This window comes from Campylobacter upsaliensis, assembly GCF_900637395.1.
Lineage (GTDB): Bacteria > Campylobacterota > Campylobacteria > Campylobacterales > Campylobacteraceae > Campylobacter_D > Campylobacter_D upsaliensis.
In genome coordinates, this window is record NZ_LR134372.1 from 1,162,940 (window position 1) to 1,180,847 (window position 17,908).

A 17,908-nucleotide genomic window follows, 5' to 3' on the forward strand; every position below is an offset into this window, starting at 1 on the left:
CCTTTTTTTAAACAACTTCGCTACAATCATAACAAAAAAATTAAAACTAGGTTTAAATGAAAATAGCAATTGTCCGCCTCTCTGCGCTTGGAGACATCATACAAAGTGCCATTGTTTTGCAATTTATCAAACAATTTCGCCAAGATATTGAAATTCACTGGTTTATCGATGAAAAATTTAAAGAAATTTTAGAAAATCACCCACACATCGATAAGCTTTACGCCCTACCCTTAAAGGATAAAAAATTTTTCTCTAGCCTTAAAATCGCCCTTGAAGCTAGGAAAAATCACTATGATTTTGTTTTAGACCTGCAAGGCTTGATAAAATCCGCTCTAGTTAGTCGCATTTTAAGTCGTAATAATTTCGGCTTTGATAAAGACAGCCTTAAGGAAAGCTTTGCGCATAATTTTTATAATCAAAAACTTAGCATTGACTACGCAGAAAATGTTTTTGTGCGTTATCTAGCCTTAGCGGCTTTTACGCTTAATGCACCTTTTGAGCCTAAGGATATTCGTTTTAAACAGCCCATTTTTAAAGCCGATGAAGAGCTTAAAAATTCCTTAAAACAAAGACTAAATTTAAGCAAAAAAAACATTTTAATCCATGTCGGCTCAAGTGCGCAAAATAAAATCTACCCAATGACAAAGCTTGCCATACTTTGCAAACTTTTACTCCACTACGATGAAAAGCTTAAAATTTACCTTGCTTGGGGCAATGAAAAGGAAAAAATTCTAGCCAAAAGAGTGCTTTCTCTCAGCAAAATCGACAAAGAAAGCCTTATTTTACTTGATAAACTAAGCCTTAAAGAGCTCATCGCCATCACAGGACTTTCAAGCCTTGTGATAGGAAATGATAGCGGTCCTACTCATCTAGCCTTTGCTATGAATAAGCCCTCCATTACTATCTTTGGAGCGACTCCACATTACCGCAATGCCTTTGTTACGGATATTAATAAAACCATAAGCACTCATAAAAAAATTGCCAATGTTAAGCATATTGACAAAAGCGATTTTTGCATTAGAAATATTGACGAAGAAGATATTTTCTCCTTAGCAAAGGAACTTTTAGATGAGAGATAGGCTTTATCTTTTTTTATATTATTTACTTAGATTTTTAACGGCGATTTTACCCGAATTTCTCTTACAAAAACTAGGCTTAATGGTCGCTAAAATCACCTTTCATCTCAATCAAAAGCACCGCAGAATCATCGACATTAATCTTCAAATTTGCTTCCCCCAAAAAGATCTAAAAGAAAGAGAGCAAATCGCCTTAAAAATCTATCAAAATTTCGCCAAATTTGGCTTAGACTGCATCCAAAATCGCTCCAGCACCAAAGAAAAAATTCTTCAAAAAGTGCATTTTGACAATGAAGAAATTTTAACACAGGCTTTAAAAAGTCAAAAAGCCCTTATCTTAACCACAGCACATTATGGTAACTGGGAGCTCGCTTCTTTGGCATATGCTGCGAAATTTGGCAAAATGGCTATTGTGGGTAGGAATTTAGACAGCAAGGAGATGAATAGGCTTTTAGGTCAAAATAGAACGCAATTTGACATCGAGCTCATTGATAAAAAAGGCGGACTTAAAAAAATGCTCAAAGCCCTTAAAGAACGCCGCACTTTAGGCATACTTACAGATCAAGATTGTGCGTTAAATGAAAGCTTAAGGCTTAAGTTTTTTGACAAGGAGGTCAATTACCAAATGGGTGCTAGCGTGATCGCTAAAAAGACAAATGCTCTAATAATCCCCGCTTTTATCTATCAAAAGGCTGGAATTTTCCACATCAAATGTTTTGAAGCTATGGACGCTACGCTAAAAAGCATAGAGGAGCTAACGCATTATCAAGCACATTGCACGGAAGAGATGATTAAATTTAAGCCTGATGAGTATTTTTTCTTTCATAAAAGATTTCGTAGCTTTAATGCTAACATTTACAAGGAGAAGAGATGAAACTTAAGGAAATTAGTGCGGTTTTAATCGTCAAAAACGCTGCCAAAACACTAAAAGAGTGCTTAAATTCCCTCAAAGAATTTGGTGAAATCGTGCTTTTAGATAATCAAAGCGATGATGATACACTTCAAATCGCAAAAGATTTCGCAAAAGATTTCCCTAATATACGCGTAGAACAAAGCGAATTTATAGGCTTTGGAGCACTTAAAAATAAGGCGATTAGCTATGCTTCAAAAGAGTGGATTTTTAGCATTGATGCTGATGAAGTGCTAGAATACGAAGCCTTAAAAGAGCTTGAAAAGCTTGATCTAAAAACGCATCACATCGTAGCCTTTGCTAGGAAAAATTTATACCGCGGAGAGTGGATTAAGGCTTGTGGGTGGCATCCTGATTTTGTTTTGCGTTTATTTCACAAAAGCTACACAAAATTTAACGATAATTTAGTCCATGAAAGCCTTATTTTGCCTCCAAATGCAGAAAAAATTTATCTCAAAAATGCTCTTAGACATTATGCTTATAACGGAATTTACGACTTGCTTGAAAAATGCCAACGCTACTCCCAACTTTACGCCCAGCAAAACTTACACAAAAAAAGCTCTATATTTAAAGCAATTACGCACGGGGCGTGGAAATTTCATAGGGATTATTTTCTTAAAAAAGGCATTTTTTATGGCTATAAGGGCTTTATCATTAGCCTTTGTAATGGGCTTGGAGCCTTTTTTAAATATGCTAAACTTTATGAGTTTCAAAACAAAAAACCTAGCATTGCTTTAATCATCACGACCTATAATAGCCCCACCTACCTAAAAGCCGTGCTTGAAAGCGTAATGAAACAAAACACTATGCCAAATGAAATTTTAATCGCTGATGATGGAAGCACGGAGGAAACGGCAAATTTAATTAAAGAATTTCAAAACAAATTTAGTATGCCCCTAAAACACATTTGGCAAGAAGATAAGGGCTACCGCCTTGCTAAAAGCCGTAATAATGCCGTTAAAAAGGCGATGAGTGAGTATATCATCATCATAGACGGGGATATGGTTTTAGAAGAAAATTTCATCAAAGACCACTTAGATTTTGCGAAAAAAGGTGTGCTGTTACAAGGCTCAAGAGTGATTTTAGATACAACTAAGAGTCAAAACATACTAAGGGGGGGGTATTGTAATAAACTTAAAAGAAGCTTTATCCTTTCAAAAATTTATTTTCATTTTTCTAAAATTAGGGCTGATTTTTTTGACAAAAAAGACTTTATTAAGGGTGTTCGTGGGTGCAATATGAGTTTTTTTAAGAGTGATTTTGACGCCATTTGTGGCTTTAATGAAAAATTTAGTGGCTGGGGTAGGGAGGATAGCGAATTTGTCGCAAGGTTTTTATTTAAGGGCGGAGAGTTTAGAAGAGTGAAATTTAAGGCTTTGGCATATCATCTTTACCATAAAGAAAACGATAAAGCCTGTTTAGATGAAAATCATCAGCTTTATTTAAAAACCATAAAAGAAAAAAGAATAACTTGGAGTTAAAATGAAAATAATCTTGCTAATAGGTGATATCACTACCGGAGGGGGGTGTTGAAAGAGTTGTTAGCAATCTAGCTAATGTTTTTTGCGAATTTTACGAAGTGGAGCTTTTAAGTCTATATAAAACAAATAAAACTTCCGCTTTTTCCCTTAATAGCAAAATTAAACTTAGCTTTTTGCACCATAAAGAACGCACAGCTGTAAGGACAAAATTTTATAAACTTATCGACAAATTTTACGAAAGCTATCTTTTAAAGAAAAGGTATCAAAATTGCATCATAATTTATAATAATATGCCTCATTACCCCATATTTAAAAATAAAAATACGCATTATTTACATATAATTCACATTTGGCAAAACAAGTATAGAAAAAAATTTAACACTTATGATACACTCATCGTCATTAGCAAACAGCAAAAAGAACTTTTAGATTGTCATCATAAAGATGTGACTTATATCCCAAATTTTCTCCCACAAATTCCAAATCAAAACACAAATTCAAATCACAAATTCGTTCTAAGCATAGGACGCTTTATACAAGACAAAGGCTTTTTAAGACTCATTGATATTTGGAAAAGAGTGCAGGAAAATGCGGAATTTAAAGATTGGAAACTCATTATCGTAGGCGAAGGGGTGCAAAAAGAACAAATAGAGGATAAAATCAAAGCGTTGCATTTAAGCACTTCTATCATCATCAAACCTTTTACAAAAGAAGTGGAAAAAGAGTATTTAAGTGCTAGCATTTATACGATGACAAGCCATAAAGAAGGGCTTCCTATGGTGCTTTTAGAATCTTGCTCTTATGGCTTACCTAGCGTAGCCTTTGACATTGCTGGATTAAGCGACATTATAGAAAATGAAAAAAGTGGCTTTTTAATCGAAGATGGAAATTTGGAAGATTACGCCGATAAACTTCAAGTTTTAATGCGTGATGAAAAGTTAAGAAAAACAATGGGAGAAAACGCAAAAGAACTTGTAAAAAAAACGCTTTTCAAAAGAAATCGTTCTTAAAAAATGGCAGGATTTATTTGCTTCTTTAAAATGAAAAGTTAAAATCAATGCAAATTTAGCCTAATCTTTCTTTTTAAGATAATAAATTAAGGCTGAATTCTCACCAAAATCTACGCTAAATCTCAAAGGTAGAATTTTCACATAAGTCTCGCTTTTTGCTTTAAGCAAGTCCGTTTTAACTATATCTTTGACACTGATTTTAGCACTGATAAAACACTCACCAAGCTCATCTTTATGGGAATTTAAAAAGGCAAGTTGTTCCATTTTGCTTGGTTCGATTAAGCCTAACTCATTTCGCGCGAAATTGCTTAAATCTTTTTGTGTATAGGGAATTTCGCAAGCATACTCACTTACCCTATTCTTACTTTTAGTCATTGCTAAAGAGATATTTTGACTTTGATGAAAGAGAACGAAGTTTTTACTTGAAAGCTCCGCCCAGAAGATAAATTCCTCTAAAGCAAAGCATTTCAAGCTAAGAAATATCAATAAGCAAACAATTCTTTCCACTTGTCTGCATCGATTTTAAGTTCTAAATTTACCCTATAAAGTCCTTGATTAAAATTCTCATCAATGATACTAGCATTTTTGATAAGTCCATTAACCTGTGCTGTGATAGTTGAACTTCTTAACATAGCGTCTTTAACTGTATCTTTACCATTGACTTTCACACCATAAAGCTTACTCGCAAGCTGTCTATAACCATCTGTAATCGCCGCTCTTTTAGCTAAAGCTAAAGCTTGAGCAGAAGAAACAGTGTTTAAAGGAGCTATCCCCTCACCAACCGCCGTAAAGCTTAATTCACTCTCGCTTGCATCATAAGGTGCTAGCATTTTTTCTTCTCTAATAATATCACGCACATCGTCCTTATCGACTTTTTGCACGACTACATCAGAGCTTCCACCACTTGTATCTGCGGTTTTATTAGTCTTCGCAGTGCTTGTTGCACTTGGGACACAGCCACCAAAAATTGCTGCTACAAGGAGCATAAAAAACAAATTCTTCATATTTACACCTTCAAAATATTGTAATATGACTATGAGAAAGCAATAAGCGTTCCAAGTCTATTCTAAGCTTAGATTAACATCTTCTTCAATGTCCTCTTCTTCACTTTCCTTAGGACATTTAGCTATGCTAACCACCTCATCATTTTCGACATTAACGACAATCACACCACTCGTATTACGCCCTGCTTTTCTTATGCTGTGCATATCTACGCGTATCATTTTGCCACTACTTGTAAGTGCCATTAAATCCATACTTTCATCGACAATCACTACGCTAATAAGCTCTTTTGTTTTATCGGTAAGCTTCATACAAATCACACCCTTACCACCGCGACTTTGAAGTCTATACTCCCCAGCATTTGTGCGTTTGCCTATACCTTTTGCACTTACACTTAAGACTTCTTGTTCGTCGTTTTCTATAACAACCGCACCGACTAGCTCGTCATTTTTCTCTTTAAATTTAATCGCCGTTACCCCACGACTCACGCGACCGATTTCACGCACTTTAGCAAGAGGGAATTTAATGCACATACCTCTTTTAGTAACGGCAAAAAGCATTTTACCGCCGGCATTTTCTAAATTTTCTTCGCCCATTTCTTCGTTTAAATTCTCATCTTGTGAGGCTTGACTTAGCTCGATCAAATCCCTTTCTACGATAATAGCCGTTACAAGCTCGTCATTTTCGTCCAAATTAATCGCCCTAACGCCAACGCTTCTTATATTTTGATATTCGCTTAAATTAGTGCGTTTAACTATACCATTTTTTGTAAAGAAACATAAAGACTTACTTTCAGCAAAATCACTCGTAGGGATAATCGCCATAATCTTTTCTTCCGCTTGCAAATTGATAAGATTAACCACAGCTTTACCCTTAGCTGTGCGTGAGCCTTCAGGGATTTTATAGACCTTTAGCCAGTAAAGCTGCCCCTTATCCGTTACAAACATCAGTGTATCGTGCGTGTTTGCCGTAAAAAAGCTTTCGATAAAGTCATCATCATAAGTCGTAACGGCTAATTTTCCTTTACCACCTCTTTTTTGCTTTTCATACTGCTTACTTGGCACTCTTTTAATATAGCCACGATGGGTGATAGTTACGACCATATTTTCATTAGGAATTAAATCCTCCACATCAATATCATCATAATCATCTTCAATCTGCGTAATACGCGGCACATCAAATTTAGCCCTAATTTCTTTTAATTCTTCGCGGATTAAGTCCTCAAGCAAGGCTTCGCTTTTTAAAATTTCATCAAGTCTTGCAATTTCTTTGAGTAATTCTGCCAATTCATTTTCTATCTTTTCACGCTCAAGTCCTGTCAAACGCCCTAATTTCATATCTAAAATGGCATTTGCTTGCAATTCACTCAAGCCAAATTTAGCCACTAAACCTTCACGCGCGGCGTTATTATCCGCACTATTTTTAATTAAAGCTATCACTTCATCTATGTTATCTAAGGCGATTTTAAGCCCCTCTAAAATATGTGCTCTAGCTCTTGCTTTTTGAAGTTCATAAATGGTGCGGCGTATGATGACCGTTTTTCTATGGGTTAAAAATAAATTTAAAAGCTCAATAAGTGAGAAAATTTTCGGTTCTTTATTATGAATCGCAAGCATTATCACGCCAAAGGTGCTTTCCATAGTGGTAGATTTAAAAAGATTATTCAGCACAATTTCACTCATCGCATCGCGTTTAAGCTCAATAACAACACGAATCCCCTCCCTATCACTCTCATCTCTTACCTCAGCTATGCCCTCGATTTGTTTTTCTTTGACAAGCTCGGCAATTTGCTCTATAAGTCTTGCCTTATTTGTTTGATAAGGCAACTCGTCGATGACTATAATGTCTTTATTTGCCCTTTTTTCAATGTGAGTTTTTGCACGAATTTTTATCCTACCGCGTCCTGTGCGATAAGCGTCAATAATGCCCTTTTTGCCATAAATAATCCCAGCCGTTGGAAAATCAGGTCCCTTGATAAATTGCATAAGCTCTTCTAAACTTGCTTCTTTATTATCAAGCAAATATAAAAGCCCATCGACAAGCTCATTAAGACTATGCGGAGGGATATTTGTCGCCATACCCACAGCAATCCCACTAGAGCCATTTAAAAGCAAATTTGGAACACGACTTGGCAAAACATCAGGCTCTTGCATAGAATCGTCATAATTTGGGACAAAATCCACCGTGTCCTTATCAATATCTCTTAAAAGCTCTTCAGCCAAAATGGTCATTCTAGCTTCAGTATAACGCATAGCCGCCGCGCCATCTCCGTCAATCGAGCCAAAATTCCCCTGCCCATCGACACTTGGATAACGCATAGAAAAGCTTTGAGCCATTCTCACAAGAGCATCATAAACAGCCGTATCGCCGTGAGGGTGGTATTTACCGATGACATCACCTACAATACGCGCGGACTTTTTGTAAGCACTGCGACTTCCCACGCCCAAATCGTTCATCGCATAAAGTATGCGTCGATGCACGGGCTTTAAACCATCTCTAGCATCAGGCAAGGCACGCCCGATAATCACACTCATAGAATAATCTAAATAGCTACTCTTTATCGAATCTTCAATATCGATGATTTGAGTATCGGAGTCTTTGTTAAAAAGATTTTCCATAAAATTCCTTTTGTTATAAAAAAATTATTGTAGCAAATTAATCTTTCGCATCAGCTAAAACTAAAGCAAAAAGCACAGAAATTTTGTTTTTTTCTAAAATTTTTTTAGCTTCAAGTATGCTAGAGCCAGTCGTTACAATATCATCGACTAAAATCACAGGATATTTAATCTCTTTTAAAAGCTTAAAATTTCTTTTATTTTTGCGTCTAAAATCTAAGCTTTTGCCACTATATTTAATCTTATTTTGTGCTTGTAAGGCGTGAAAAAGTGGCTGAATAAAAGGAGATTTTAAAGCCTTTGCCAAAATAGCTGCGTGAGAATAAAGTCCCTTTTCTACCCTATCATCAAGCGCTATGGCGTTTAGCTTAGTTTGAGGCTTAAAAATTTGATGAAAATTCGCAAAAGTTAATTTTGCAAGAAATTTAAAGACAAAATAGCCATAAAATTGATGTTTAGAATAAAGTAAATGTTTAATGTCGCTATATTTATAAAAATAATAAACCTTAAAGTCGTTTTCTAGCTTTCTCACTCCCCAGCTTTGCTCACTTAGCTCTTTTAAGCAGTTATCGCAAAAGGCTAGAAGAGTGAAAGAGTGGCAGTTAATGCACCTCACAGAGAAGAGATTAAACTCGCGGCTTTATTTGCCATTTGTTTAATTAATAAATGCGTATAAAAAGATAAATCACTCAAATTTTCAAAGCCTTTCACATCTTGCTTGGTTCTTAGTGTGAATTTTTTATCGCGATTAATGTCATTTAAGCTCAACACGCCGACCAATCTTGAGTGAAGCCCTAAACTATCTTGCTTAGAAGTAAATCCAGAAAAAGATAAATTAACCTTAGTTACATAAGGAGAGTTTTTATCATTACTATCAAGCACCACAATGCCCCTTGCCTCAAGCTCTTGCTTAAGATAAGTGTAAAAAATGGCATTGAAATTTAAGTCGATGTAATATTTTTGATTTTTAATATAAACTACTTTTTGCTCTTCTTTTAAGTCATAAAAGCGGTGCAAATACACTTTTTTCAAAGCCACGCCCGTATCAAGCGTCCTTTTATCCGCACAACAATTTATCCCCACATCGCTAATATATAAAAGTCCTTTAATCTTCGCTTCAAAACCTTGTGCGCTATCACAAGGATAACATTTGGTATTTTTAGAGATTTGATTGACCTGAGCGAAAGTATCTTGCTTTGCCGAACAACCTACAAAGATGAAAAGCGTAAATAAAGCCAATAAGCAACTTTTTACCATTTTTTATCCTTTTAAAATTCAAATTTTCAAATTGTATTTAAAAAGTTAGCAAATTTCAAGGTTTTTTATAATCGATTTAAAAAATTTAATTAAAATTTGTGCTTTTAAGTTTGATTATAAAGATATAAAATGAAAAAATCACTTTTTGGATATGGAAAAACAACAAAGGCTATCGCTCAAACCTTAGCACAAAAAATGGGAACTTTTAGCATTTATGATGATAGCTTTAAAGAAAAAAGCCTAGACGCATTTGGCAATGAGCTTTTACCCGTGAGTGCTTTTGAACCTGAAAAAAGTGAGCTTGAGATCCCAAGTCCGGGCTTTCCCCCTACGCATAAACTCATTAAAGAAGCGAGGAATTTACAAAGCGAGTATGATTTTTTCTACGATATTATGCCTAAAAGCGTATGGATAAGTGGGACAAATGGCAAAACGACCACTACGCAAATGGCGACGCATCTTCTTGCAAAAATAAACGCGCAAATGGGCGGAAATGTCGGCACACCCTTAGCTTCGCTTGATCCTTTTGCAAAAATTTGGATTTTAGAAACCTCCTCTTTTACCTTGCACTATACTAAGACCTCAAAGCCTGAAATTTACGCACTTTTGCCTATAAATAAAGACCATTTATCGTGGCACGGGAGCTTTGAAAATTATGTCAAGGCAAAACTAAGCGTCTTAGAAAGAATGAATGAAAATAATGTCGCCATTTTGCCAAAAATGTATGCAAATACCCCTACAAAAGCCCATATTATAAGCTATGAAGATGAAGTTGAGCTGGCTAAAAAAATGGAGATTGATTTAAGTCAAATTGCCTTTAAACCGCCCTTTTTACTTGACGCACTCATCGCTTTAAGCATAGAAAAAATTTTGCTTGATAGCCTAAGTTATGAGCTTTTAAATGGCTTTGTAATGGAAAAAAACAAGCTTGAAGAGCTACTTGATACGCAAAATAGACTTTGGGTTAATGACACTAAAGCCACAAACCAAGCAGCGGTTATGGAGGCACTTAAACGCTATCAAAATCAAAAAATCCATCTCATCATAGGTGGCGATGATAAGGGAGTGGATTTAAGCGACTTATTTTCCTTTATGCAGGGTTTAAACATTGAGCTTTACGCCATAGGTGTAAGCTGTGAAACAATGATGGCTTACGCAAAAAAATTTAAATTAAACGCTACAAAATGTGAGTTTTTACCAAAGGCTGTGGAGGAAATTTCAAAAAAACTTAAAGTGGGTGAAGTGGCTCTTTTAAGTCCTGCTTGTGCGAGTTTGGACCAGTTTAGCTCCTATTTAGAAAGGGGCGAGTGCTTTAAAAAAAGCATAGCAAATTTGTAAGGAATAAAATGGAAAAGTTAGAAAAAGGTGGGGTGATTTGGTTTAGCGGTTTAGCAGGAAGTGGGAAAAGCTTTTTAGCGGAGGCACTTTGTGAAAAATTACGCACAAAACTTCACAATGTCATTTATTTAGACGGCGATGAATTAAGAGAGCTTTTAGGGCATTTTGGCTATGACAAGGCTTCAAGACTTGAGGTTTCTTTTAAGCGTTCTAAATTCGCACATTTTTTAAGTGAGCAAAATATGCTAGTCATTGTCAGCGCTATTTCAATGTGGGACGAAATTTATGAATTTAACCGCAAACATTTAAAAAATTATTTTGAAATTTATATTAAATGCGATTTTGAAGAGCTAAAAAGACGCGATAAAAAGGGGCTTTATAGTGGTGCTTTAAGCGGAGAAATTCAAAATGTCGTGGGCGTGGATATCCCCTTTGAAGAGCCAAAACCTCATTTAATCATAGATAATAGTGAGCTAAATAAAGCAGATGAAAAGATAAAACTTATCTTAAATACACTAGATTTTAAGGATTAAAATGCAAAATTTACTCTCAACCTTCAAGTCAAAACAAGCTGGAATTTTACTAAACGCCCTTCAAAAGGCTAATGATGAGGAATTTTCTCGTTTTGTTTTAGAAAATATAGACGCCATTAGCGCGTGGCTTCATAGTGAGGAATTTGAAAAAGAACATTTGCAAAAACCCTTTCCTCCACTTTTAAATCCTAAATTTTTAGAACTTGAATCTTCAAGGTATTGTGCGAATTTAGCGTGGAATTTAAATTTGCCTCTTAGTATTGCTGGGGGGGGGGGGGGCGAACGCCTCAAACTCATTTATATCTCGCCTCACGGAGTAGGAGCGGCGGCTTTTGTTGGCTATCTTTATTTCTGCGATGTTTTTTGCCAACCTTCTTGGAATATGCCGCTTGATTCAAAAGAGCGTTATATCGAGTATTTCACTTATTTAAGCGAGGGGAAATATCAATACTATGGGGTTAATATTAGTGAATTTGGTGTTAAAGATATGGAAAAATATCTGCATTTATTAGGCGAGGATACGCCAGTAATCATTGGCACAAGGGATAGCATAGGCATTTTAAAGCATTGCATAGGGCGTAACTGGGATAAGCATATTGTAAGTTTTAACCAAGAATTTAATCTTAGCCACGATTTTAGAGACTATACTAGACATATCACCCATAAAGATATGGAGATAAAGATCGATTTTAAAGATCTTGAAAACTCTTTCACTAGCACGAAAATCCTGCCTTTTTTTCACAATATCACACCTATTGATTGTGAGGAAATTCTGCCTCATAAAGCCCTTGAAACGATGCAAAAATTAGCGGCTAAATTTCATTTTAATCCACCCAAAAATAAAACATATTTTCAAAATTATGAATTTAAGGGCTATTTGCGTTATATTCTGCCACTAATCCTTTATGCCAATGAGAAAGACCCTATTTTTAGCCTTGGAAAAAGTGTGAAAGAAACGCCACTTGATAGGGAAAATAGCTTTGTTTTTATCATTAATCAAAACTCAGAAACTTATGAGGAATATGAAAATATCTTTAAAGAACTAAGTGATGACCCCATTTCTCAAAATTTGGGAGTCTATGTAAAAAAAGAGGATTTAAAACGCATCGATAAAGAATTTTACGCAAAAATTAAGGAGTATTTGAGTGAATTTATCGCAGAAATTATTAGAGTTACAAAAGAGGCGGAGGAGAAAATTTTAAAAGAAAAAGATGTTTTAGCCTTTTTGAAAGAGCATAGGGAGATTAGCTTAAAATTTAAAAAAATGTGTGATGAAGAACTAAAATATTTTAAGCAAAATCACCCTGATTTAGTGAATTCTTGGCATTATTATAAGGAATTTGAAAAGCTTTGCGAAACTTTTGCTATTAACTAAAAATTGACTAAATATTAATAAAAAATGCTAAAATACAAGGAAAAAAGGACTGCCTATGCAAACTCAACCTAGTATGTTTTTAAACAGAGAGCTTTCTTGGCTTCGCTTTAATTCTCGTGTTTTAGATCAATGTAGCAGAGATTTACCTGTGCTTGAAAGGCTTAAATTTATAGCCATTTACTGCACAAATTTAGATGAGTTTTATATGATAAGAGTGGCGGGACTTAAGCAACTTTTTAGTGCGGGAGTCAATGCAAGCAGCAGTGATGAAATGTCTCCTTTAACGCAGCTTAAAGAAATTCGTAAATATCTGCACGAAGAAAAAAAGCTTTTGGAAAAATATTTTCATCAAATTATTAATGAACTTTCAAGTGAGAATTTGTTTATCAAATCTTACGAAGAACTTAGTGGCGAACTAAAAGCTAAATGCGATGAGTATTTTTTCTCAAATATCTTCCCCGTTATCGTGCCTATCGCCGTGGATGCGACTCACCCCTTTCCGCACCTTAACAATCTTTCTTTTTCTTTGGCGGTTAAAATTTGTGATAAATCTAATCCTGAGCTGATTAAATTCGGCATGATACGCATTCCTAGAATTTTACCTCGCTTTTATGAGGTCAATTCCAACACCTATGTCCCCATAGAAAGCATAGTTAAACAACACGCACAAGAAATTTTCCCGGGCTTTAAGCTTCTTGCTTCGACTGCCTTTAGGGTTACAAGAAATGCTGACATTATCATAGAGGAAGAAGAGGCTGATGATTTTATGCTTATTTTAGAGCAAGGACTTAAACTGCGTAGAAAAGGGGCTTTTGTGCGTCTTCAAATCGAAGAAAACGCCGATACACAGATTTTAGAATTTCTTCACACTCACACGAAAATTTTTCATAAAGATGTGTATGAATACTCCACCTTGCTTAATCTCCCATCCCTTTGGCAAATCGTAGGAAATAAGGCTTTTGCGCATCTTTTAAGCCCTCTTTACACGCCAAAAACCTTGCCGCCTTTTGATGAGAATTTATCCATTTTTGAAGCCATTGATAAAGAAGATGTTTTGATAATCCAACCTTTTGAAAGCTTTGATCCTGTTTATAAATTCATAAAAGAGGCAAGTGATGATCCTGATGTGATTTCTATAAGAATCACCCTTTATAGAGTAGAAAAAAATTCAAACATCGTCCAAGCTCTAATAGACGCCGCTAGTGAGGGTAAGCAAGTAACCGTAATGGTCGAGCTAAAAGCACGCTTTGATGAAGAAAATAACCTCCACTGGGCTAAAGCCTTAGAAAATGCTGGTGCGCATGTCATTTATGGAATCACAGGTTTTAAGGTGCATGCTAAGGTTTCTCAAGTGATTCGAAAAAATGGGGATAAGCTTAAATTTTATATGCATCTTAGCACAGGTAATTATAATGCCTCAAGTGCAAAAATTTACACCGATGTGAGCTATTTTACCTCAAGAACGGAATTTGCTAAAGATACGACAAGCTTTTTTCACATACTTTCAGGCTTTAGTAAAAATCGCCGTCTAGAAAGCCTTGCAATGAGTCCCAATCAAATCAAAGAACAAATTTTAAAAATGATAAAGCTTGAAAGCGAGAAGGGGAGTGAAGGAGTTATCATCGCTAAAATGAATTCGCTAGTTGATGCTGATGTCATCGGTGCCTTATATGAAGCCTCTTGTAAAGGAGTGCAAATCGATCTAATCGTGCGTGGAATTTGCTGCCTTCGTCCCCATACAGAATATAGCAAAAATATACGCGTTAGAAGCATAGTGGGTAAATATTTAGAGCATGCTAGAATTTTTTATTTTAAACATAGTAGTCCAAATTATTTTATCTCAAGTGCAGATTGGATGCCTAGAAATTTGGAAAGAAGACTTGAGCTTATGACGCCTATTTATGATGAGCGTTCCAAAACCAAACTTGCACAATTTTTAAAGCTAGAGCTTAATGACAATGCCCTAACCTACGAGCTTAAAGAAGATGGAGAATATCACAAACTTACGCCAAAAGAAAAAGATAAAATCATCGATTCTCAACAAACCCTAGAAGAAATTGTGAGTAAAATTTACAAAACCATACAAAAAGAAAATGATGAAAGTAGAGCAACTCACCTAGCTTCCAAACTTTTCAAGGAGAATTAAAGCTCCTTGATTAAATTTTTACAAGCACAAGAAATGATCTCATAAGTTTCGTCAAAATCCCCACTATACCAAGGGTCAGGCACCTCATCATAGCCTAAATTTTTAGCAAAATCTGTCATTTTTTTGAGTTTCAATTCCACATTTTGATAACAACGCTTCACATTTCGCAAATTCATACTATCCATAACGATAATTAGCTCATTTTCATCGCACATTTTTTGCGTTAATTTTTTGCTAGTGAAATTCTTGGCTTTGATATTTTTAGCATTAAGCTTATTTTTCGTGCCTTGATGCATATTCTCGCCATTATGCTCCCCCGAAGTGCCAGCACTCGAAATTTTAAATTCGCCCTCCCTGCCCTCTTTTTCTAACAAATCCTTCATCACAAATTCAGCCATAGGGGAACGACAAATATTTCCCAAGCATACAAAAATAATTTTTTTCATCTCAAACTCCTTTAAAAACTCTATCTTACAACAAATCCCTAAATTGAAAACAAAAGCGTATTAAAAAAAATCTTTTTTAGTCGATATAGTAGCTAGAAAGGTTTGCTATGAAAAAAGATAATTTTGATGAGGGAACTCAACTAGAGGAATTTGTATCTCAAGAGGATATGGCGCACATTAAAACAGAGCTTGTAAGCTGTCCTGAGGCAAATAATTCTTTAGTAGGGACGATTACTGCTTTATCTAAAAATTATGCCAAATCTGTGCTAATCACAAATTCGGAAATGATTATAGATGAGCAAGGCTTGATTATGGACGCTTTTGTCTTTGCTGCAGCAAATTATGTCGCACAAGCCGCTGTCAATAAGGAATTTTCCGTCCTTATAAGCTCAAAGTCCTATTTTTACGCTCCCTTAAAGATGGGCGATATACTAGAGTTAGAAGCACACGCTCTTTTTGATGAAAGTTCAAAAAAAAGAAGTGTTAAAGTTGTAGGTAGGGTTAAAGAAATTAAAATGTTTGAATCAAGCATACAAATCATTTGCACCGATGATCACATCTTTAAACTTAAACGCCCACCAACTCAAGCCGTCAAGCAAGAAGAAGCTCCGCAAACTCCAGCCTCCAACATCAATCCAGAAACTATGGCAGCCTCCCTACTTGCCTCAATGGGAAAATGACTCTGGCGTCATAGGCACATCAATCCAATTTTTGGGGCATTCTTTATGATATGTCCCACTAGCATCATAATACTCCTTACAATCATCATAGTAGCGATTTGAAATGCCTCTTTCATTAACAAAACAGCCCGTTAAATTGAAAAGTACGCCTAAAATTATCATATATCGTTTCATTTTTATCCTTATTGATTTGCCTTACGCCATTTAGATGGCTCTTTAGGATTTTTAGCTTTCCAAAGACCCTTTTTTTGCTCTTTGGCTTTTATTTGCTCTAATTCATAATTCTTAGTCCAATAAGCCCAAGCATAGCCCTCACTTACCAAACGCCTCCCCACATCTTCGCCTTTTAGTGTGATACGAGCGACTATTCTATCATATCTATCTTTATCTTTATAAAAAATTGTAAGGTTTTGATTTAAAACAAGTTGTTGCAAATAAGCTTTTGACTTAGAGCCAAATTCCTGCTTTAATTCAGGTGCGTCAATACCATAAATTCGCACCCTCTCTTGTCCCCTAATGCTTAAAATATCTAAAGTATCCCCATCAATTACCCTCACAACTCTAGCTTCAAAGCTTTCATCATTTTGAGTTAAATTTTGCAAAAAAAGTGCAAATAGCACAAAAATTAAAGCTAAAAATAATTTCTTAGGACTACTTGCAAACTTTCTTAGATTTAAAATTTGTCTTATTTTCCTTCTCAAAATTTACCCTACAAATAAAAAATAATGGCATAATTTTAACAAAATTAAGGAGTAAATATGCAAGAGGTTATCGAAAATTTTAAAAAAATCTGTGCAATTCCTCATTGTAGTTTTGAAACAGAACAATTAAAAAATTTTTTAGCAAATTATGCTAAAGAAAGCGGTTTTAAGGTGCAAATTGACAAGGTTGGCAATATCCACTGCATTAAAGGAGAGCCAAAAATTTGCTTACAAAGTCATTATGATATGGTTTGTATGGGTGATGCACCTATGCTTGAGCTTTACGAGGAAAATGGCTTTTTAAAAGCTAAAAATGCCTCTTTGGGTGCAGACAATGGCATAGGCGTAGCGATAATGATGGAGGCGATGAAACGCTTTTCAAATTTAGAATGTCTCTTTACTAACGATGAAGAGGTGGGACTTTTAGGTGCTAATGGCTTAGAGTGCGAAATCAAAGCCAAAAAACTTTTAAATTTAGACCACGAGGGCGAAGATGAGATTATGATAGGTTGTGCTGGAGGGGTGGATATAAAAGCAAGTCATCATTTTAGCACACAAAAAGCATGTGGAAAGGTTTATGAGCTAGAAGCGAGAAATTTCAAGGGAGGGCATTCTGGTATTGACATCATTAAAAACCAAAAAAATGCTCTCAAAGAAATGGCAAAATTTATCACTCAAAATGAGGGTAAAATCATTTCTTTTGAGGGAGGTGAAAGAATTAATTCCATACCAAAACACGCTAAAGCTCTAATCCTTTGCGAAAAAGATTTAAGAGAAAATAAATGGATAAAATGCACTTTTAAGGGTGAGCAAGAAGTTCAAATTTGTGAGCAAAGTGAGCTTTTACTAAGTGCGATAAACGCCTTTGCTAATGGCATTAGAAATTATGATACTAAACTCAATATTGTAAAAACAAGCATTAATCTTTCTCTTTTAAAAATGCAAGGAGAACAAATTATTTTTGAACTTTTTGCGCGCTCAAATGTGCTTGATGAATTGCAAAATATAGAATTTGAAACTTTGGAATTTTTTAAAGGTTATGATTTTAAGGTGGAAAGTTTTAATTTTTATCCACCTTGGGAGGGCAAGGAAAGTGCCCTAAGCGAAGAGGTTTTCAAAGCTCTTAGTCAATTTGTCAAAGATGTCAAAATTTCAGCTATTCACGCGGGACTTGAGTGTGGCATTATAGAGAAAAAATTCCCCCTAATGTGTGCCTCCATAGGTCCAAATATCTATAATCCTCACTCAACAGATGAAAGATGTGAATTAAGCTCGGTAGAGAAAATTTCTAAAGCCGTGTTTGAAGTGCTAAAAAACAATCAATAAGGCTTTTTAGCC

General features: G+C 35.3%; 18 protein-coding genes. 10 read left to right on the forward strand and 8 right to left on the reverse strand.

Features of this window, described 5'->3' with window-relative positions; genetic code table 11:
• The first annotated feature begins 56 nt into the window (after positions 1-56).
• The 4 genes from waaC to EL158_RS05865 are packed head-to-tail and all read left to right on the forward strand — an operon-like array spanning position 57 to position 4,477.
• A complete protein-coding gene (gene waaC, locus EL158_RS05850) occupies positions 57-1,079 on the forward strand; it encodes a lipopolysaccharide heptosyltransferase I (RefSeq protein WP_027303554.1) in 1,023 nt (340 codons plus the stop codon).
• Positions 1,069-1,950 carry a lipid A biosynthesis lauroyl acyltransferase gene (locus EL158_RS05855; protein ID WP_027303555.1) on the forward strand — a complete coding sequence of 294 codons (882 nt, stop codon included), beginning with the start codon at positions 1,069-1,071 and terminating at the stop codon, positions 1,948-1,950. The genes waaC and EL158_RS05855 overlap by 11 nt, the downstream gene beginning before the upstream one ends.
• On the forward strand, positions 1,947-3,467 hold the full coding sequence (locus EL158_RS05860) for a glycosyltransferase family 2 protein (protein ID WP_027303556.1): 1,521 nt from the start codon (positions 1,947-1,949) through the stop codon (positions 3,465-3,467). The genes EL158_RS05855 and EL158_RS05860 overlap by 4 nt, the downstream gene beginning before the upstream one ends.
• A 23-nt stretch (positions 3,468-3,490) precedes the next feature.
• Positions 3,491-4,477, forward strand: coding sequence for a glycosyltransferase (locus EL158_RS05865; protein WP_225532233.1), 987 nt, complete (start codon positions 3,491-3,493; stop codon positions 4,475-4,477).
• Between the two features lie 60 nt (positions 4,478-4,537).
• Here the strand turns inward: EL158_RS05865 and EL158_RS05870 are convergent, their stop codons facing one another.
• Genes EL158_RS05870 through mapA form a run of 5 tightly spaced genes read right to left on the reverse strand, consistent with a single transcriptional unit; the run spans position 4,538 to position 9,351 of the window.
• Positions 4,538-4,984 (reverse strand): hypothetical protein, encoded by a 447-nt coding sequence (locus EL158_RS05870; RefSeq protein WP_027303557.1) that lies wholly within the window; start codon positions 4,982-4,984, stop codon positions 4,538-4,540.
• Complete coding sequence (gene flgP / locus EL158_RS05875; protein ID WP_004275808.1) at positions 4,960-5,481, reverse strand: flagellar assembly lipoprotein FlgP; 522 nt, start codon at positions 5,479-5,481, stop codon at positions 4,960-4,962. The genes EL158_RS05870 and flgP overlap by 25 nt, the downstream gene beginning before the upstream one ends.
• A gap of 57 nt (positions 5,482-5,538) precedes the next feature.
• Positions 5,539-8,097 carry a DNA gyrase subunit A gene (gene gyrA, locus EL158_RS05880; protein WP_027303558.1) on the reverse strand — a complete coding sequence of 853 codons (2,559 nt, stop codon included), beginning with the start codon at positions 8,095-8,097 and terminating at the stop codon, positions 5,539-5,541.
• A gap of 37 nt (positions 8,098-8,134) precedes the next feature.
• Positions 8,135-8,710: a ComF family protein gene (locus EL158_RS05885; protein WP_027303559.1), complete on the reverse strand. Its 576-nt coding sequence runs from the start codon at positions 8,708-8,710 to the stop codon at positions 8,135-8,137.
• Entirely contained in the window at positions 8,707-9,351 is a 645-nt protein-coding gene (gene mapA, locus EL158_RS05890) for an outer membrane lipoprotein MapA (RefSeq protein WP_027303560.1), read from the reverse strand. The genes EL158_RS05885 and mapA overlap by 4 nt, the downstream gene beginning before the upstream one ends.
• Positions 9,352-9,480: 129 nt before the next feature.
• Between mapA and murD the strand changes: the two genes are divergently transcribed.
• From murD to EL158_RS05910, 4 genes are read left to right on the forward strand one after another with little or no spacing between them, the layout of a single operon-like run.
• Positions 9,481-10,689 carry a UDP-N-acetylmuramoyl-L-alanine--D-glutamate ligase gene (murD, locus tag EL158_RS05895; protein ID WP_027303561.1) on the forward strand — a complete coding sequence of 403 codons (1,209 nt, stop codon included), beginning with the start codon at positions 9,481-9,483 and terminating at the stop codon, positions 10,687-10,689.
• Positions 10,690-10,697: 8 nt separating this feature from the next.
• Entirely contained in the window at positions 10,698-11,222 is a 525-nt protein-coding gene (locus tag EL158_RS05900; protein ID WP_027303562.1) for an adenylyl-sulfate kinase, read from the forward strand.
• A gap of 1 nt (position 11,223) precedes the next feature.
• A complete protein-coding gene (locus EL158_RS05905) occupies positions 11,224-12,597 on the forward strand; it encodes a DUF2972 domain-containing protein (RefSeq protein ID WP_027303563.1) in 1,374 nt (457 codons plus the stop codon).
• Between the two features lie 55 nt (positions 12,598-12,652).
• Positions 12,653-14,743, forward strand: coding sequence for an RNA degradosome polyphosphate kinase (locus EL158_RS05910; RefSeq protein ID WP_027303564.1), 2,091 nt, complete (start codon positions 12,653-12,655; stop codon positions 14,741-14,743).
• Here the strand turns inward: EL158_RS05910 and EL158_RS05915 are convergent.
• Positions 14,740-15,189 carry a low molecular weight protein-tyrosine-phosphatase gene (locus EL158_RS05915; RefSeq protein WP_027303565.1) on the reverse strand — a complete coding sequence of 150 codons (450 nt, stop codon included), beginning with the start codon at positions 15,187-15,189 and terminating at the stop codon, positions 14,740-14,742. The genes EL158_RS05910 and EL158_RS05915 overlap by 4 nt on opposite strands.
• A gap of 107 nt (positions 15,190-15,296) precedes the next feature.
• Here EL158_RS05915 and EL158_RS05920 point away from each other — a divergent pair, with 107 nt between their 5' ends.
• Positions 15,297-15,869 carry a hypothetical protein gene (locus tag EL158_RS05920; protein ID WP_027303566.1) on the forward strand — a complete coding sequence of 191 codons (573 nt, stop codon included), beginning with the start codon at positions 15,297-15,299 and terminating at the stop codon, positions 15,867-15,869.
• On the opposite strand, the gene EL158_RS05925 is transcribed toward EL158_RS05920, so the two are convergent.
• Positions 15,855-16,043 carry a hypothetical protein gene (locus EL158_RS05925; protein ID WP_004277621.1) on the reverse strand — a complete coding sequence of 63 codons (189 nt, stop codon included), beginning with the start codon at positions 16,041-16,043 and terminating at the stop codon, positions 15,855-15,857. The genes EL158_RS05920 and EL158_RS05925 overlap by 15 nt on opposite strands.
• A gap of 8 nt (positions 16,044-16,051) precedes the next feature.
• On the reverse strand, positions 16,052-16,489 hold the full coding sequence (locus tag EL158_RS05930; protein ID WP_232008199.1) for a thermonuclease family protein: 438 nt from the start codon (positions 16,487-16,489) through the stop codon (positions 16,052-16,054).
• A gap of 138 nt (positions 16,490-16,627) precedes the next feature.
• On the opposite strand from EL158_RS05930, the gene EL158_RS05935 reads away from it, so the two are divergent.
• Positions 16,628-17,896 carry a M20/M25/M40 family metallo-hydrolase gene (locus EL158_RS05935; protein WP_027303568.1) on the forward strand — a complete coding sequence of 423 codons (1,269 nt, stop codon included), beginning with the start codon at positions 16,628-16,630 and terminating at the stop codon, positions 17,894-17,896.
• Positions 17,897-17,908: the final 12 nt, after the last annotated feature.

Bases quoted from the DNA above. Each gene is read 5' to 3' on its own strand.
- EL158_RS05900 (WP_027303562.1), top strand. From the start codon at position 10,698: ATGGAAAAGTTAGAAAAAGGTGGGGTGATTTGGTTTAGCGGTTTAGCA.
- flgP (WP_004275808.1), bottom strand. From the start codon at position 5,481: ATGAAGAATTTGTTTTTTATGCTCCTTGTAGCAGCAATTTTTGGTGGC.
- EL158_RS05860 (WP_027303556.1), top strand. From the start codon at position 1,947: ATGAAACTTAAGGAAATTAGTGCGGTTTTAATCGTCAAAAACGCTGCC.
- EL158_RS05915 (WP_027303565.1), bottom strand. From the start codon at position 15,189: ATGAAAAAAATTATTTTTGTATGCTTGGGAAATATTTGTCGTTCCCCT.
- EL158_RS05855 (WP_027303555.1), top strand. From the start codon at position 1,069: ATGAGAGATAGGCTTTATCTTTTTTTATATTATTTACTTAGATTTTTA.
- gyrA (WP_027303558.1), bottom strand. From the start codon at position 8,097: ATGGAAAATCTTTTTAACAAAGACTCCGATACTCAAATCATCGATATT.
- EL158_RS05910 (WP_027303564.1), top strand. From the start codon at position 12,653: ATGCAAACTCAACCTAGTATGTTTTTAAACAGAGAGCTTTCTTGGCTT.
- murD (WP_027303561.1), top strand. From the start codon at position 9,481: ATGAAAAAATCACTTTTTGGATATGGAAAAACAACAAAGGCTATCGCT.
- waaC (WP_027303554.1), top strand. From the start codon at position 57: ATGAAAATAGCAATTGTCCGCCTCTCTGCGCTTGGAGACATCATACAA.
- EL158_RS05935 (WP_027303568.1), top strand. From the start codon at position 16,628: ATGCAAGAGGTTATCGAAAATTTTAAAAAAATCTGTGCAATTCCTCAT.
- EL158_RS05925 (WP_004277621.1), bottom strand. From the start codon at position 16,043: ATGAAACGATATATGATAATTTTAGGCGTACTTTTCAATTTAACGGGC.
- EL158_RS05920 (WP_027303566.1), top strand. From the start codon at position 15,297: ATGAAAAAAGATAATTTTGATGAGGGAACTCAACTAGAGGAATTTGTA.
- EL158_RS05905 (WP_027303563.1), top strand. From the start codon at position 11,224: ATGCAAAATTTACTCTCAACCTTCAAGTCAAAACAAGCTGGAATTTTA.
- mapA (WP_027303560.1), bottom strand. From the start codon at position 9,351: ATGGTAAAAAGTTGCTTATTGGCTTTATTTACGCTTTTCATCTTTGTA.